Source organism: Nostoc edaphicum CCNP1411 (assembly GCF_014023275.1).
GTDB classification, from domain to species: domain Bacteria; phylum Cyanobacteriota; class Cyanobacteriia; order Cyanobacteriales; family Nostocaceae; genus Nostoc; species Nostoc edaphicum_A.
In genome coordinates, this window is record NZ_CP054698.1 from 3,083,466 (window position 1) to 3,100,095 (window position 16,630).

The window sequence follows — 16,630 nt, forward strand, 5'->3', positions numbered from 1 at the left end:
GTGTTGCAATCATTAATTGAATTGGTATTAGTAAGTTTTTCTGATAAATAAAACAAAGTACCCTGAGGGGTACTATCACGACCTTGTGATTTGGATATAAATTAAAAACATCAAAGACACCTAAAGTTAAATCCGAGTAAATCTGCTTCTTACCTAGCAGCCTGGTCTTGGAAGTGAAGACATCAGGCACAAGGATAAAACATGATTGCTGGCACAATTTTTAATGCCAATATCATCGATATATGCAGTATTTCTCAAATCTTTAGAATTGACGGTAAAGACCTGCTTAAGTCAGGTCTGGTTCAAATGTCTATTCATTTATCTTACTCCTTTCCTAGCGAGGAAATGACGAGATAATTTCTTAACTTTTACTTTTCGAAACTATCAGAGGAACTCATTATGGCAACTATTAACGGTAGCAATTTCAATGACAACAATACCTTCAACGGTGTACCATTTGCCTTTCGCCCTGCCCTGAACGGTATCGTCGATCCAGTTTTTGTTTTTCCAGGTCTTTTAATCCCCGATGCTGCTGATACCATCAACGGACTGAACGGTAACGACATTATTAACGCTCTTGGTACCAACGATACCCTCAATGGTGGTGCTGGCAATGATACACTCAATGGGGGTGCTGGAAATGATAGCCTCGATGGGGGTAGTGGCAATGATAGCCTCAATGGGGGCGCAGGCAATGACATCTTCAAAGGCAGTCAAGGTAACGACAACATTGATGGTGGAGATGGCTTTGATACCGCCGACTACAGTCAACTAGGTCAAAGCATTACCTTGTCAGGTATTGGAACCATTCAAAAAGCTGGAGGATTGGGGCAAGACCAACTCTTTAAAGTCGAAAAGATTATTGCTAATGCTAATGTTGCCAACAATACCATAGATGCATCCCAATCTTTGCCTGGAGTATCTATCACCGTTAACCTGCAAAATCAAAGTTTGACTGCCAATAACGTTCCTTTTTTGGGAGCATTGCCATTTACTGTAGTCAACTTTGATAATGTCATTGGTACAAATGCAAATGACAGCATTACTGGCGACAACCAAAATAACCAACTATCTGGTGGTGGTGGTAACGATACCATTAATGGTGGTGTTGGGGTAGACTCAACCAACGGCGGCAGTGGCAACGATCGCATCATTGATACCGACTTTGTGAACTTCGATGTTCATAATGGCGGAACTGGTGTAGACACAATCGATTATTCCGGTGTCACCTTCGGTTCCGGGGTGACAATCAACCTGGCAACAGGCTTAACCTCTGTCCTTAATGGCAATACTGAAACCATCCTTAACTTCGAGAATGTTGAGGGTAGCCAAGGCGGTGAAACAATTATTGGCTCCTCTGGCAATAACGTTCTCAATGGTAATGGTGGCAACGATACCATTAATGGTGGTGCTGGGGTAGACTCAACCAACGGCGGCAGTGGCAACGATCGCATCATTGATACCGACTTTGTAACCTTTGATGTCCATAATGGTGGAACTGGCGTTGACACCATTGATTATTCAGGTGTCTCCTTCGGTTCCGGGGTGACAATCAACTTGGCAACAGGCTTAACCTCTGTCCTTAATGGCAATACTGAAACCATCCTTAACTTCGAGAATGCTGAGGGTAGCCAAGGCGGTGAAACAATCATTGGCTCCTCTGCTAATAACGTCCTTAACGGCAATGGTGGCAACGATACCATTAATGGTGGATCGGGCAACGACACCATTAACGGTGGATCAGGCAACGATGCGATCGTTGGCGGTAGTGGAACCGATCGCCTAACTGGAGGATTGGGTAACGATATTTTCGATTTCAACTCACTTTTTGACAGTCAACCTGGTTTAGCGCGGGATGTGATCACTGACTTCGCTGGAAACGGTATCTTTGCAGGCGATCAAATCGATCTATCTACCATTGATGCTAACTCTATTGCTGGCGGCAACCAAGCCTTCACTTTCATTGGGGCTGGCGCATTCTCCGCAGTCGGTCAAGTCCGTTATTCAGGAGGTATTCTTCAAGCTAACACCAATTTCGATTTTGCCGCCGAGTTTGAGGTTCAACTCGCAGGAGCACCAGGACTAGTAGCAAGCGACATTATTCTTTAATTAATGAGTGAACAACCGGGGTCTAATATCAAGTTAGATTAATCATCCTAATTCCCGCTAGAAACCCACCCCGCTAAAGCTCTACTTGCTTTTACACCCCTACCCCACCTGATCGGGGAGGGGTATTTTTATAATTGTTGTATTTATCACTAACGTTAATGCTTGCTCATGCTCGATCGCGCCGCGTATGCATGAGAAAATCAGATAATACAATCGCAATAGTTGCGATGATGCCAGGGAAGGAAAAAAAATGTCGGAGAATTTGAGAAGCCAAATTGTCACGCAAGGGGTGCAGCGATCGCCTAATCGGGCTATGCTACGTGCAGTTGGTTTTAAAGATGAAGATTTCAATAAAGCCATTGTCGGTATTGCCAACGGCTACAGTACGATCACTCCCTGTAATATGGGGATAAATCTACTGGCGCAAAGGGCAGAAGTTGGAATTAAAACCGCCGGGGCGATGCCGCAAATGTTCGGCACGATTACCATTAGCGATGGGATTTCGATGGGAACTGAAGGGATGAAATATTCCCTAGTATCGCGGGAAGTCATCGCCGATTCCATTGAAACCGCCTGTACTGGCCAAAGTATGGATGGCGTACTAGCCATTGGTGGCTGTGATAAAAATATGCCAGGGGCAATGCTGGCGATCGCTCGGATGAATATCCCCGCTATCTTTGTCTACGGTGGTACAATTAAACCCGGTCACTACAACGGACGCGATTTAACTGTTGTCAGTTCTTTTGAAGCTGTTGGTCAATACAGTGCTGGAAAAATTGACGAAAAGGAATTATTAGAAGTTGAAGGTCGGGCTTGTCCTGGTGCTGGTTCCTGTGGGGGAATGTTCACAGCTAACACCATGTCTTCAGCATTTGAAGCGTTGGGGATGAGTTTACCCTATTCCTCAACAATGGCGGCGGAAGATGCCGAAAAAGCCGACAGCACGGAAAAATCGGCATCTGTGCTAGTCGAAGCTATCCGTAAACAAATCTTGCCCCGCCAAATTATCACCCGCAAATCTATAGAGAATGCCATCTCTGTGATTATGGCGGTAGGTGGTTCGACAAATGCAGTGCTGCACTTTTTAGCGATCGCCCGCGCCGCTGAAGTAGATTTAACTATAGACGACTTTGAAACAATCCGCGCCCGCGTTCCCGTTTTGTGTGATTTGAAACCAAGTGGTAAATATGTCGCTACAGATTTGCACAAAGCTGGTGGTATTCCGCAAGTAATGAAGATGTTACTTGTGCATGATTTATTACACGGTGATAGCATTACTATCAGCGGTCAAACCATTGCAGAGATATTAGCAGACATCCCCGAAGAACCATCTGCCAATCAAGATGTGATTCGGACTTGGAATAACCCGATGTATGCTCAAGGACATTTAGCCATCCTTAGAGGTAATCTGGCAACAGAAGGGGCTGTCGCCAAAATTACCGGGGTGAAAAAACCAGTAATTACCGGCCCCGCACGGGTATTTGAATCGGAAGAAGCTTCTTTGGATGCAATTCTGGCGGGTAAAATTCAAGCTGGTGATATTCTCATAATCCGCTACGAAGGGCCCAAAGGTGGCCCTGGAATGCGAGAAATGTTGGCTCCCACTTCGGCAATTATCGGTGCTGGTTTGGGTGATGCGGTGGGATTAATTACCGACGGACGCTTTTCTGGTGGTACTTATGGCATGGTAGTTGGTCATGTTGCTCCAGAAGCAGCAGTGGGTGGTGCGATCGCGCTTGTAGAAGAAGGCGATAGTATTACTATTGATGCACCCGCTCGTTTATTGCAGTTGAATGTATCTGAAGAAGAATTGGCTCGTCGTCGTGCTAATTGGCAACCTCCTGCACCACGTTACACTAAAGGCGTGTTGGCGAAGTATGCCAAGTTGGTATCTTCTAGCAGTCTTGGGGCTGTGACAGATTTAGACTTGTTTTAAATGATTTAACTGAACGCCTTAATTCCCCATCCTTCTACAGGGTGGGGTTCTTCAGGTTTAATAAGCAATCAAGCGAACATGACATAACACCATTTTTCGTTTCTACTTGGTTTTAGCAATCTGCGTCGCTAATTTTATACTACTGCTCCTAATTAGAGAAGGGACAATACTCCTATTTCTAGTAATTTTTACTGAAATTTTATGAGTTTTTGTAAAAATCTTGAAGAAGTTTCAGGAAATTTACATAGCAGCTATGATGTCAATAGAGAAATTACGGCAATATAGTTGACAGTCAACTGCTTAAAAACCGAAAAGGGTACAAAATGAGTTTTGAATCTAACGTCAAGCTGACGATCGCTCTTGCTAATCCAGACTTAGATGCAGAAGAACAAGAACGGGAAGCACGGAATCTGCTGCGAGAAATCAAAGACTTAGATGTTGAAAGTGCTGAACTCGTAGCAGTTACAGAAATACCTGAAGGAGCCAAGTCTGTTGGCGGTTTTTTGTTGGGTGTATTGCAGGCAGAGGTGAGCCTTGCCAATTTTAAGAAATTGCTGGGATTTTTGGGCGATCGCTTGGGCAACAAAACAATCGAACTTGAAGTTGAGGCTAACGGTAAGAAGCTTAAGGTGAAAGCTAGCAGTCAGGAAGAGTTAAACGCTGCCATCGAACAAGCTCAAAAGTTTATCGCAGGCAACTAAGAAATTCCAGCATTAAGGAAGAATAACAAGATGTCGAAAGTAGCTCTGCTAATAGGAGTCAGTGAGTATGAGCCTAGTCTTAACCCGTTACCAGCAGCGACAAAAGATGTTGAGGCTATGCAGCGAGTTTTGTTGCATCCAGACATTGGCGGCTTTGATGATGTAACACTGCTGATAAATCCTCAACAACATGTAATGCAGGAAGCGATCGAAACCTTGTTTGACGGTCGTCAAAAAGATGACCTCTTGCTACTGTTTTTCTCTGGACATGGTATTAAAGATGAGAACGGCAGGCTTTACTTTGCAGCTCGCAACACACGCAAAAATGACAAAGGAGTATTAGTTAAGGCAACAACAGTACCAGCTAACTTTGTGCATGAGGTCATGAGCAATAGTCGCTCTAGGCACGAGGTCGTAATTCTCGATTGTTGCTTTAGTGGCGCATTTGCCGAGGGTCTGTTAGCAAAAGATGATGGTTTTGTGGATGTCAAGAACCAATTGGGTGGTGAAGGACGAGCTATTCTGACATCTAGTACCTCAACCCAATATTCTTTTGAACAGCAAGGGGCAGATACCTCAACTTACACCCGCTATATAGTTGAGGGGCTGGAGACTGGTGCCGCAGATCGGGATCAAGATAGCTTGATCTCTGTTGATGAATTACATGAGTACGCTAAAAAGAGAGTACAAGAAGCTACTCCAGCAATGAAACCGGAGATATATGCAATTAGAGAAGGCTTTAAGATTCTGCTTGCTAAAGCACCCAGTGATGACCTACAGCTTAAATATCGTCGAGAAGTTGAGTTTTGCGTAGAGGGTGGTAATGGTGAAATTTCTTTTACTGGTCGCGCTACATTGGATGAGTTACGAAAAAGACTGAGACTAACAGTTGAAGAAGCTACTGCAATTGAAGCTCAAGTTTTAGAACCTATCGAAGTCTACAAGCAAAAATTGCAGCGATATGAACAGACTTTACGCAATGAGATTGAACGTCAATTTCCTCTTTCTGATAACACTCGCGCTTTGTTGAAACGTCTTCAGCAAGTTTTAGGACTTAGAGATGAGGATATAGCTTTAATTGAAGCTCCCATACTTGCTTTCCAAACAGATAGAGTAATTGAGAAAAAAGTAAATACTCCTCCTATAAGAAAAATTAATTTTAGCCCATTGATAGGACTTTTAGTCGGAGTAATTATTGGCGGTATTTTAGTATATTTATACTATATTTCCCGACCTAATATACCTATCGTAAATTCATTTTGCGCCAAAGAAAAAGAGAAATATAGTTTAAAGGATAGTATTAGCATAGGTGAAGAAATTTTATTCAAACAAGATACGAACCCAGATAAAGAAGCTGGAGGTACAGCAATTTTCAATGGTGATTGTCCAAATGCTATTGATAGGTTTAATTCATATCGTAAAACTAATCGTAACGATCCAGAAACATTAATTTACTTGAACAACATTAAGGCTATTGAGAAAGGTAATTATCTGAAAATTGGTGTGAGTGTACCAATTGGTACTAACCCGAATGTTGCTAAAGAAATATTGCGTGGTGTAGCTCAAGCTCAAGATGAAGTGAATAAGAATAGCAGCATTAATGGTAAGCATTTACAAGTGGCGATCGCTAATGATAATAATGACCCAAGTACAGCCTCAGATATTGCTAACCAGTTTGTCAAAGATACTGATATTCTAGCTGTGGTGGGACATAATGCAAGTAGTGCTTCCCTATCTGCTGCGCCAAAGTATCAAGAGCGAGGGTTAGTAATGATTGCTCCTACAGGCTTTTCCGAAAACCTTTCTAATTTTGGCAACTATATATTTCGTACTCTCACCAATATTAGCTTGTCAGGAGATAAGCTCGCTGACTATATTGTTAGAAAATCTGGCAAAACTAATATTGCTATTTGTGTTGATTCCAGAAGTATAGATAATGAGTATTTTAAAAATAAATTTCTTATAGCAATTAAGAATGCTGGTGGTAATATTAATCCCACAAATTGTGATTTATCGACAGTTGATGACGATTTGAAAGCAAATGCGGTGATTTCTCAAGCTAGAAATAACGGTGCAGATGCTTTATTCCTCGCTCCCCACATAGATAGAATTGATAAGGCTATAAAGATAGCAAAAGCTAATCAGGGACAGCTAGCAATATTTAGCAGCCCTGCTCTATACACTTACGAAACCCTAGAGAAAGGAGAAGCCAATATCAATGGTATGGTACTTTCTACATCTTGGCATCCCCAGCAATTTCCAGGCAGCCCTTTTGCACAAAATGCTCAACAGCTTTGGGGTGGAAGTGTGAGTTGGCGAACGGCGATGGCTTATGATGCGACTAGAACGATTATTGCTGGTTTACAGCAAAGCAACACTCGTGATGGTTTACAAAGAGTGTTACGTAATCCTAATTTTTCTACTGATGGCGCAACGGGAAAGATTCAATTTGAGCCATCGGGCGATCGTAAGGGTGATTTTGTATTAATCAAAGTTCAGCCAAGCACTAAAAATCAAACTGGCTATGATTTTGTATTGCTGCCTCCAGTTAGTTCTGATGGATCTAAACTTAGAAATGGCAGCAATTGATTAAATGCTAGCTGCATCTGACACAAATTTTTACGTGTATACTCAATAGCTGATTTGAGATTATAAAATAGCGATCGCATCCAGTCTTTCACTTACAGATCACAATATATCTGGATTTTCCCCTAATTCTCTTAATCTAGCCGCTAAACGAGACGCCTGTGCAACCGCGGCTTCCTCTCTTACAGCAGCAGCTTGTACTTGTGAAACCGCTGCATCCGCTTGTGCAATTGCAGCCTCCTCTGGTAACAAAACCAAATTGCCAGCTACATCGTAAAACCGCAACCATACCGCCGTTTCTCTATCTATTGTTCCCTTACTCGTCCCCAACCATAAACCTAAACGCTTACACCATAGCCACCCACGTTCATTTGGTGTTAAGGGCTGATACTGCTGATTATCATCTAAATGCCACCCTTGCAAAGAATTAGGATCAAAAGGGTCATAGACAAAATAATCTGAAGTACGGAAAGTTTGTTCGTAAAGATTTTTCTTAATACCCTTGTCTATTGCTGCCGTAGATGGTGACATTAATTCCACGATTACATCAGGATAGCGACCATTTTCTTCCCAAACTACCCAGCCTTGTCTTGAGTTATTGCCGTCAACGTTTAGCACTGCAAAGAAATCTGGGCCTCGGAAATCACGGTTACGAACTTGGGTGCTGCTGTAGTAAATAAACATATTGCCCCCAGCAAAGAAATCATTGCGATCAGCCCAAGCTTGCTGCAATGACCGAATCAATACATTCATGGCAATACGGTGGCGATTTGATTCCAATGGTTCACCATCATCAAAAATTAAATCTGTAGGCGGTGTAGGGTGTTCCCAGTCTAGAATGGCTCTTGGGTTGTTTTCGGTAGTCATGAGCGATCGCCTTTCTCAGAAAGCCTTAGATTTATATCATAATCTGCCGAGAGCTTCCTGAATTAAAGTGTACAAATTAGAAGCAGATTAAATTTAAAAATCAAATTTATTAAAGTATATCGCCTCTAATCATGAGTGTATAAATTAGCTAAAACAATCTTTTATATAATTCTTGGCTGTTTCAATTTTGTCAGTAACTTTTAATTTTTACTTATTAAAGGAATACAGATGGTAAACTCTGTCCCACATCCTGGGGTAGAATCAACTTCAATAGTTCCTGCGTGTTTGTCTACAACAATTTGATAAGCGATCGCCATTCCTAATCCAATTCCTTTGCCCACAGGTTTAGTGGTAAACATGTGGTCAAATACCCGTTGTTTTACATCCTGTGACATCCCAATCCCATTATCGTAAATCTGAACGATCGCACAATCACTTGATTTGTCAATTTGGGTTTGGAGCTTAATTTGATTAGGGTTATTTTCAAGAGCCTCAAAACTTCGTTTTTGGCTGGCTTCTTCCAGTGCGTCGATCGCATTTACCAGAACATTCATAAACACCTGATTGAGTTGCCCTGCATAGCATTCTACTAGAGGCAAATCACCGTATTTCTTAATGATCTGAATTTTTGGTTGATTAGGCGTCGCTGTTAGGCGATGATTCAGAATCATCAAAGCGTTGTCTAATCCTTCGTGGATGTCTACAAATTTCATGTCTGCTTCATCGAGGCGCGAGAAATTACGCAGCGACAGCACAATTTCACGAATACGCTTGGTTCCCACTTGCATTGATGCCATTAACTTGGGTAAATCTTCTGCTAGAAACTCAATATCAAGGTCTTGGGCGCGATCGCTAATTTCGGCTGTAGGATTTGGGTAGGTTTGTTCATAAAGCTTGAGCAAATCGAGGATACCTGCGCTGTATTCACTGGCATGGTTGAGGTTGGCATGAATAAAATTGGCAGGATTATTGATTTCGTGTGCCACCCCAGCAACCATTTGTCCCAAGCTAGACATTTTTTCGGTGTGGATGAGTTGAGCTTGGGTATTTTGCAATTCTTTCAAAGTTTTGCTGAGTTCGTGAGCCTGTTGGCTGGAAATCAAGGCGCGATCGCGAATCTGTTCATATAGTTGCACTTGTCGCCACGCACTAATCAACCCAACCAGTAGCAATCCTCCCAAAACCGTAGCCAACAGGTTCAACGCCTGCAATGGTGATTCAATATTTTCTTGTGGCACAACTAAAGCTACTGACCAATTTGCTTCTTTTAGGGGGGTATAAGCAACATAGCTCCATTTACCATCTAGTTGAGCAAATTCAATATTTGTGCGTTTAGCTACCATTTGTTGAACAATTTCAGCCAGCCTGGGATTGGGCGAGTTGAGGAAACTCTCTGCGGCTTTTTCAGGTGTGCCAATTAGTTCCGTATTGGGATGGGCGATGGGAACTCCTTGAGAATTCAACGCAAAGGCATAGCTACCTTTACCTTGATGTAAATTGCTGATCACTTCAACTACTCGGTTAATTGGAATACCTCCCATTAATACACCTGCTGGCTTTGTGCCTGTTTGGGCAGGAATCGGCGAACTAATTTGAATCTGTAACTGATTGCTTGTGCGGCCAATAATTGGATCGGCGGCTATCGTCTCACCTACTATGCTCCGCTGAAAAAATTCTCGATCTTTAACATTTAGACGACCCCCCTGAGTGTTAATTAATGCACCATCTGGTATGCTCAACGACATGAGCAAAAACGTTTGTAGCCGCTTCACCTCAGATTGTAAGTAAGGTTCCATCACAGACCAATCTAGCGATCGCACCACTGGAGAATTTGCCAAAGTCTTAATTTCTGTCTTGCGAATGGCTAACCAGTTATCAATATCATTCTCACCTTGCTGTGTTTTTAAAAGTGCTTGCTCCTTGAGACTATTAAGCAACAACCCCTTAATAATCTTGTAACTAGTGATAGCTGTAACACTAATACTAATGGACAAAATCACTACAATTGATAGTAATAGTAAATTTCGCGATCGCCATTTCAATGAGTAGTAATTTTTATTGGTTGGAGCATACCATTGTGACGTGATTTTCAACCACACTTTTCGCAATTTAAGCATTATCATCGATTTATTCCAAGTTAAAATTTAAAAAACAAAAATGTAGCGTGTTTTATACTAAATAAAGTACTCATCACTCAGCACTCAATACGGTTCGGTTAAGGTTTTTTGATGAAAATTCTAGATCCAAATACGCGATAAATCGCCGTCTCTTGCCTTAACCAAACCGTATTGACTCAGCACTCATCATTGTTGTTGAGTAGAGATTTGAATGACAAACTCTGTACCCTTTCCAAGTTCTGAAGTGCAAGAGAGTGAACCGCCATGTGCATCTACGACAATTTGACGAGCGATCGCTAATCCCAATCCAGTGCCTTGTCCTACAGGTTTGGTGGTGAATAAATGGTCAAAAACTTTTTGTTTAACTTCTGGTGACATTCCCACGCCATTATCAGCAATCTTAATCAAAACATCCTTACCTGAGTCTGCTACACAGGTTTGAATGGTGATGCAATTAGGGTTGTCTAGAATCGCTTCTAAACTCCGCTCCGTATTGTATTGTTCAAGTGCATCAATGGCATTTGCTAACAAGTTCATAAACACCTGATTAAGTTGTCCAGCAAAACATTCTACTAGGGGGAGTTTGCCATAATTTTTAACCACATCAATTGCTGGACGGTTTTCGTTAGCTTTTAAACGATGTCTAAGAATCAAAATAGTGCTGTCAATGCCTTCGTGAATATCAAAAGGAACTTTATAATCCTTATCTGCTCTGGAGAAGGTTCGTAAACTGGTACTAATACTGCGGATACGGCTAACACCTAATTTCATCGAATCCAGCAATTTAGGTAAATCTTCAAGTAAATAATTTAGGTCAATAGCATCAATTTCATCTTCAATTTCTGAGCCGGGATTAGGAAATTTCTGTTGATAAAGCTTAATTAGTGCAAACAAGTCTTTGATATAATCTTTAGCTGGTTCTAAATTGCCAGCAATAAAGCCAACAGGATTGTTAATTTCATGGGCAACACCTGCTACCAAATTACCAAGGGCAGACATTTTTTCACCTTGCACCAATTGCAATTGCATTGTTTGGAGTTCTTGCAACGCTTGTTCTAATTGTTGCTTTTGCTGTTGCAATAATTGTTGTGCTTGTTGAGGTGCAGTGATGTCTTCACACGTGCCAAGGATGCCAAAAACGTTTCCTTCTCGATCTTTTAGAGGAATTTTATTTGTATTCGACCAGATTTGTTTTCCGTCTGCTTGCAGGACTGTTTCGATAATATTGAGTTGAGCTTGTCCAGACTCCATAACTTGGCGATCGTACTCTACATACCAATCTGATTCTTCACGAGTCCAAGAGAGATCGTAGTCTGTTTTATCAATAACATTTTCTGGCACTCCTACACCCGAAATTTCAGCAAATTTCTGGTTACAGCCTAAATAAACACTATTGCGGTCTTTCCAGAAAACAGACTGGGGAATATTGTCCATAATTAACCGCAAGAATTGTTCAGTCTGTCTCAGGTTTTCTGAAGTATCTTGTGCTTGTTGATAAAGTCGGGCGTTTTCTAGGGAGATTGCAGCTTGAGTGCATAACAGATTGAGAACTTCGACGCGATCGCTAGTAAACGCCCCAGTGGTAAGATTGTTTTCTAAATACAAAATCCCCAACAGTTTGCCTTGATACAAAATCGGCATACACAGCAAGCTTTTGGGTTGGTGATGAATGATATAAGGATCAGCTATCAGCGCCGAAGACAATGTTGTATTAAAGATGACGCTAGTTTGTAGGCTGCGTTTGACGGCGTAAATCAGGCTATGGGGAACCTCTGCGCTATCTTCCACAAAAATGGACTGTAGCACGGTTGATTGCTGCCCAATTTCAGTAGTAGCCTCAATTACCAATCTATCTTCTTTAAGTAGTAGTAAAACACACTTATCTGCTCCAGCATTTTCAATCACAACTTGCAACAGCTTAGTAAGTAATTTATCCAGTTCGATTTCACTAGAGAGAGTCTGAGATGCTTTGATAACTGTTGCCAAATCTAGCATCACTGATGCACTGCTGCTAGAAGTTATTGATTTGCTAATACTTGGGTGGAAGGTAGCAATGCTGTCAATATTTGCGATCGTCTCATTGTGTGTGAGTGGCGATACTTTTTCAGAGTCACTTCGTGAACGCGTCTGTTGTAAAATAGGAGCTAGCAATTTTGGATAATGCTGTTCTAAATCATCGACTTTAGCTTTAGCGCCCCAGTGGGTGTAGCAATAATAAGCATTAATCAAATACTCTTGTGCAATGCGTTCTTTACCCCATTCTAAATAAAACTTGGCTGCGAGTTCGTTGGCGAGAGCTTCTTCATTGACATATTCGTTTTCTTTAGCTTTAGCAATGGCGCGATCGTATGACTCGATTGCATCCATATACTTACCAGAAATTCTTGCTATTTCCGCAGATAATAATAGATGGCGATGCAGAAAGTTTGTTGGGCAATTATTCGCCCAGGTTTTTTGAATTTGTTGATGCTCTCGGATAATTTCCCAATATTGCTTTTTCTTCTCTAATGTCGCATTGGGATAGAGGGCTATCAAACTGAGTGGATAATAGAAATGATATTGAATAATTGGGAAAAAGCCAGAGTTAGAAGCAAGGGTTTTATCAGCTTCTTCTGCTGCTTTCACTGCATCTGCGTAGCGGCCATAAAGATATGATAATTGGATTTTGAGAAAGCAGTACCAATTAATTCCATGCTCAAAGTTATTCTTCTGTCGCCAAACTTCTATATAGGGAATATCTTCGCCATTGTGATTATCTAATAAATCGGTGTTTTTAGATATATCTTGTAAGTTCAATAAAAACTGCCGTTGTAAAGTAAATGCATACAGCATATTAGTATCATTTACCTGTTGTACATAGCCCAAATATTTCTCAGTTTCCGTGTAGACATCAGAGAGGCGATCGCCTTTAATTAACATTGCCCAAATGAGGAACGAAACTGCCCAAACCCCGAACACCAAATTTCCAGTTTCTTGACAGACTTGGAATGATTGTTGAGAAATTGGTAAATTCGTTTTTAAATGCTGATTATAGGGATTAGTTGTGTGTGCAAAGATATTATTAGTCTTAGGGATAAACTGAGTACTATTAAAATAGCGATCAACTTTTAATGCTAGTGTACCGAACTCATAAGCAGTTTGATAATTACCTTGATTTGCCAGACTCATTCCATATAAACAGTAAGCAAAACCAGAGCTTTCTGCATTGCCATATTTCAACGATAAGCTGATCATTAATAGAGGCATCAAGCAACTAAGATTTTGATCTCCTCCCATATAAGCAGCTGCCCAAAGGTCAGCTAAAAGACCCATACAAACTTTCTTTTCTGGATCTGTCATTTCAGGCAGATCGAACAAATCTGCTGTCCGAGTCGTTTTAAATTTAGCTTTTAATTCTTCAAGTTTAGTTTCGATGGCAGCTTGTTGTTCTTCAGAAGTTACTGGCAAATGCATCCCCATGATGCTCAAACCTTTTAACCCAGCTTCAAAGCCAGATTCTATATTTTCGCCCTGAGTCATTTTCAGATGCATCTGAATTCGATAAATATCTGCTTGTTCAAATTTATCTTGGCAATGATATAATACCAAATTAAATAATCTCTCTGCATCATCAAAATTACCAGTCAAATATTCACATTCCGCAGATTCTCGATGCAATTTAAAAGTTAGTTGATAGTTAGTAGTCCAACTTTCTTCTATTAATAATTCTCTGCCTAATGTGAAATATTTAACGGCTGCTCTATAAGCAGTGGAAGCTTTAGCTTTCTTCCCAGCAATTAAATTTAGTTGAGCTAGATCATATTTTTTGGATTGCTCATCAATTATGTCAATTCCCTCATTTAACTGATTAACAATATCAAAAATACTACCTTCGAGTTCTAATGGTGATGTATTGTTTAAGAGTAATTGTCCAATTTTTAAATGAGTAGCTTTTCTTTGAGATTCAGGGATTAGAGAGTAGGCAGCTTGCTGAACACGATCATGGAGAAATTTGTAAGAACAGGAGTCAGGAGAATTGGGTTGTATAAATTCTGAATTCTGAATTCTAAATTCTGACTCCTCTTGATAGAACTTGTAGACCTCATTGGTAGGAATAATCAACCCATCTTGCATAGCTTTCCAAAAATCTGCGGATGTTTCCACCTGAGATTTTTCATAGACGATCGCTAATGCCGCCAAATCAAATTGGTTTCCCACACAAGCCGCTAACTTCAAGACTGCTTGAGTTTCAATTGATAACTTTTGCAGTTGAATTGCCATGAACTCTACTACATCATCGGTCAAAGCTAGCGATCGCACCTGAGCAACATCACATTCCCATCCCCTTTGAATTCCTCCCTGTGGGGAGTGATGGGAGTTAAATGTAATTAGTTGATCTTGATATAGAGCTTTGAGAAACTGGGTACTGAAGAAAGGATTGCCTTTAGTTTTACTTAATACTAACTCTGTTAATGGTGCAGCTAATGTTACAGAACAATTCAATGTATCTGCAACCAAATGATTAATAGAAATCTGATCCAGGGGAGATAAAGTAATCGTATTGACTGTAGCGCCTAATTTCTGAATTTCTTCCAAAGTCAACATCAGTGGATGTACAGGGTTGACTTCGTTATCTCGATAAGCACCAATTAACAGTAGATAGCCGATATCAGCTTCGCTCATTAACAAGTGCATTAACTTTAAAGAAGCAGAATCAGCCCATTGCAAATCATCAATAAAGATCACTAATGGATGTTCTCTTGTCGTGAACACTTGAGTGAACTTCAAAAATAGCGAATTGAAGCGATTTTGTGCCGCACTCCCAGAGAGTATCGACGCCGGAGGCTGTTTACCAATAATACTTTCCAGTTCTGGAATTACCTCAACCATCACTTGTCCGTTCTCACCCAAAGCAGAGAGAATTTTGCACTTCCACTGCTCGAATTGAGCGTCAGTTTCACTCAGCAGTTGCCCGATTAAGTCTCGGAAAGCTTGGACAAAAGCAGAGAAAGGGATGTTGCGCTGGAACTGGTCAAATTTACCTTTGATAAAGTAACCCCGTTGCCGCACAATTGGCTTGTGGACTTCGTTCACCACAGCAGTTTTGCCAATCCCGGAGAAGCCTGCTACCAAAATAATTTCAGTACTTCCCTGACTGACTCTCTCAAAGGCATCTAGTAAGCTTTCAACTTCGGCTTGGCGACCGTAGAGTTTTTCTGGGATGATGAAGCGATCGCAAATATCCCTTTGTGCAATTGGAAAACTCTCAATTCTACCCGTGTTTTCCAGTTGCTCTAAACATTGTTCTAAATCATACTTTAGTCCTAATGCACTCTGATAGCGGTCTTCAGCATTTTTCGCCATCAATTTCATTACAATGTCACAAATAACTTCGGGAATCTCCTCTTCCCCCTTGCCCCCTGCCCCCTGCCCCCTGCCTACCAAACGTTCCGGTTGCTTGGCAATATGACAGTGAACCAACTCCATCGGATCATTAGACTGGAAGGGTAGCTCCCCGGTAAGTAGTTCATAGAAAGTGATACCAAGGGAGTAGTAATCACTGCGATAGTCAATTCCGCGATTCATCCGCCCGGTTTGTTCCGGGGAAAGGTAGGCGAGAGTACCTTCTAAGACATTAGGACTGTGAATTTCCTGGGTTTCTCTAGGTAAAAGAGAGGCAATACTAAAGTCAATCAACTTAACTTGCTTAGTTTCCGGGTTAATCAGGATGTTGGCAGGTTTGATGTCTTTGTGGATAATCCGATGGCGATAGAGTCCATCAAGAATATTACTCAGAGCGATCGCAATTTCCAAGAACTCTGTCAGAGTATATTGGTTGCTCCCTATTTTTTGGTTCATCCAATCTCTGAGGGAAATACCACCAAAATCTTCCATCACCAAAGCATAGCTGTTGCCGTAAGGTTCTAGACTGTAGGGATGAACAATACCGGGTAAGTCAAGATTTTTAGCGATCGTATACTGATTACGGAACAGCAACAGTTCATTGAAGGTGGGATACTCCTGCTGAAGCAGTTTGATGACAACTGGAAGTTGATCAGCCTCTCGAATTGCACGATAAACTAAGGTTCTAGAACCTGCATAAAGTTGTTCGCTAATTCGGTAGTTCAAAAGCTTGTCCATCGGTTCAACTGCTGTATTCATACTTGATCAACTCTTGTGAAATCAGCTATTTATTTAAAGTAGTCTGCCCAAAAACCAGCTTTTTCTAACTCAGTTTTCTTTTGAGCGTAGGCGTAGCCAATCGTAAACATCGCATTTAACCTGTGTGATGTGTCTTGAGTTTCTCAAGCAAAACTCCCGCTATTTCCGGTAAA

At 41.2% G+C, this 16,630-nt stretch carries 7 protein-coding genes; 4 read left to right on the top strand and 3 right to left on the bottom strand.

What is annotated here, in order from left to right; translation table 11 throughout:
• The first annotated feature begins 399 nt into the window (after positions 1–399).
• The 4 genes from HUN01_RS15365 to HUN01_RS15380 all read left to right on the top strand — a co-directional run bounded on the left by HUN01_RS15365 (position 400) and on the right by HUN01_RS15380 (position 7,335).
• The gene (locus HUN01_RS15365; protein WP_181931992.1) at positions 400–2,109 is read left to right on the top strand and encodes a beta strand repeat-containing protein; all 1,710 of its coding nucleotides are present in this window, start codon (positions 400–402) and stop codon (positions 2,107–2,109) included.
• 250 nt (positions 2,110–2,359) lie between these two features.
• On the top strand, positions 2,360–4,045 hold the full coding sequence (gene ilvD, locus HUN01_RS15370) for a dihydroxy-acid dehydratase (RefSeq protein WP_181931993.1): 1,686 nt from the start codon (positions 2,360–2,362) through the stop codon (positions 4,043–4,045).
• A 323-nt stretch (positions 4,046–4,368) separates the two neighbouring features.
• Positions 4,369–4,746, top strand: coding sequence for a hypothetical protein (locus HUN01_RS15375; protein ID WP_181931994.1), 378 nt, complete (start codon positions 4,369–4,371; stop codon positions 4,744–4,746).
• 30 nt (positions 4,747–4,776) lie between these two features.
• Complete coding sequence (locus tag HUN01_RS15380; protein WP_181931995.1) at positions 4,777–7,335, top strand: caspase, EACC1-associated type; 2,559 nt, start codon at positions 4,777–4,779, stop codon at positions 7,333–7,335.
• Positions 7,336–7,434: 99 nt separating this feature from the next.
• Here HUN01_RS15380 and HUN01_RS15385 read toward each other — a convergent pair whose 3' ends face one another.
• From HUN01_RS15385 to HUN01_RS15395, 3 genes are all read right to left on the bottom strand, one after another.
• Positions 7,435–8,199 (bottom strand): Uma2 family endonuclease, encoded by a 765-nt coding sequence (locus HUN01_RS15385; protein ID WP_181931996.1) that lies wholly within the window; start codon positions 8,197–8,199, stop codon positions 7,435–7,437.
• 200 nt (positions 8,200–8,399) lie between these two features.
• Complete coding sequence (locus HUN01_RS15390; RefSeq protein ID WP_238846272.1) at positions 8,400–10,322, bottom strand: sensor histidine kinase; 1,923 nt, start codon at positions 10,320–10,322, stop codon at positions 8,400–8,402.
• 180 nt (positions 10,323–10,502) lie between these two features.
• The gene (locus HUN01_RS15395; protein ID WP_181931997.1) at positions 10,503–16,457 is read right to left on the bottom strand and encodes a trifunctional serine/threonine-protein kinase/ATP-binding protein/sensor histidine kinase; all 5,955 of its coding nucleotides are present in this window, start codon (positions 16,455–16,457) and stop codon (positions 10,503–10,505) included.
• Between the last annotated feature and the right edge of the window lie 173 nt (positions 16,458–16,630).

Bases quoted from the DNA above. Each gene is read 5' to 3' on its own strand.
- HUN01_RS15365 (WP_181931992.1), top strand. From the start codon at position 400: ATGGCAACTATTAACGGTAGCAATTTCAATGACAACAATACCTTCAAC.
- ilvD (WP_181931993.1), top strand. From the start codon at position 2,360: ATGTCGGAGAATTTGAGAAGCCAAATTGTCACGCAAGGGGTGCAGCGA.
- HUN01_RS15375 (WP_181931994.1), top strand. From the start codon at position 4,369: ATGAGTTTTGAATCTAACGTCAAGCTGACGATCGCTCTTGCTAATCCA.
- HUN01_RS15380 (WP_181931995.1), top strand. From the start codon at position 4,777: ATGTCGAAAGTAGCTCTGCTAATAGGAGTCAGTGAGTATGAGCCTAGT.
- HUN01_RS15385 (WP_181931996.1), bottom strand. From the start codon at position 8,199: ATGACTACCGAAAACAACCCAAGAGCCATTCTAGACTGGGAACACCCT.
- HUN01_RS15390 (WP_238846272.1), bottom strand. From the start codon at position 10,322: ATGATAATGCTTAAATTGCGAAAAGTGTGGTTGAAAATCACGTCACAA.
- HUN01_RS15395 (WP_181931997.1), bottom strand. From the start codon at position 16,457: ATGAATACAGCAGTTGAACCGATGGACAAGCTTTTGAACTACCGAATT.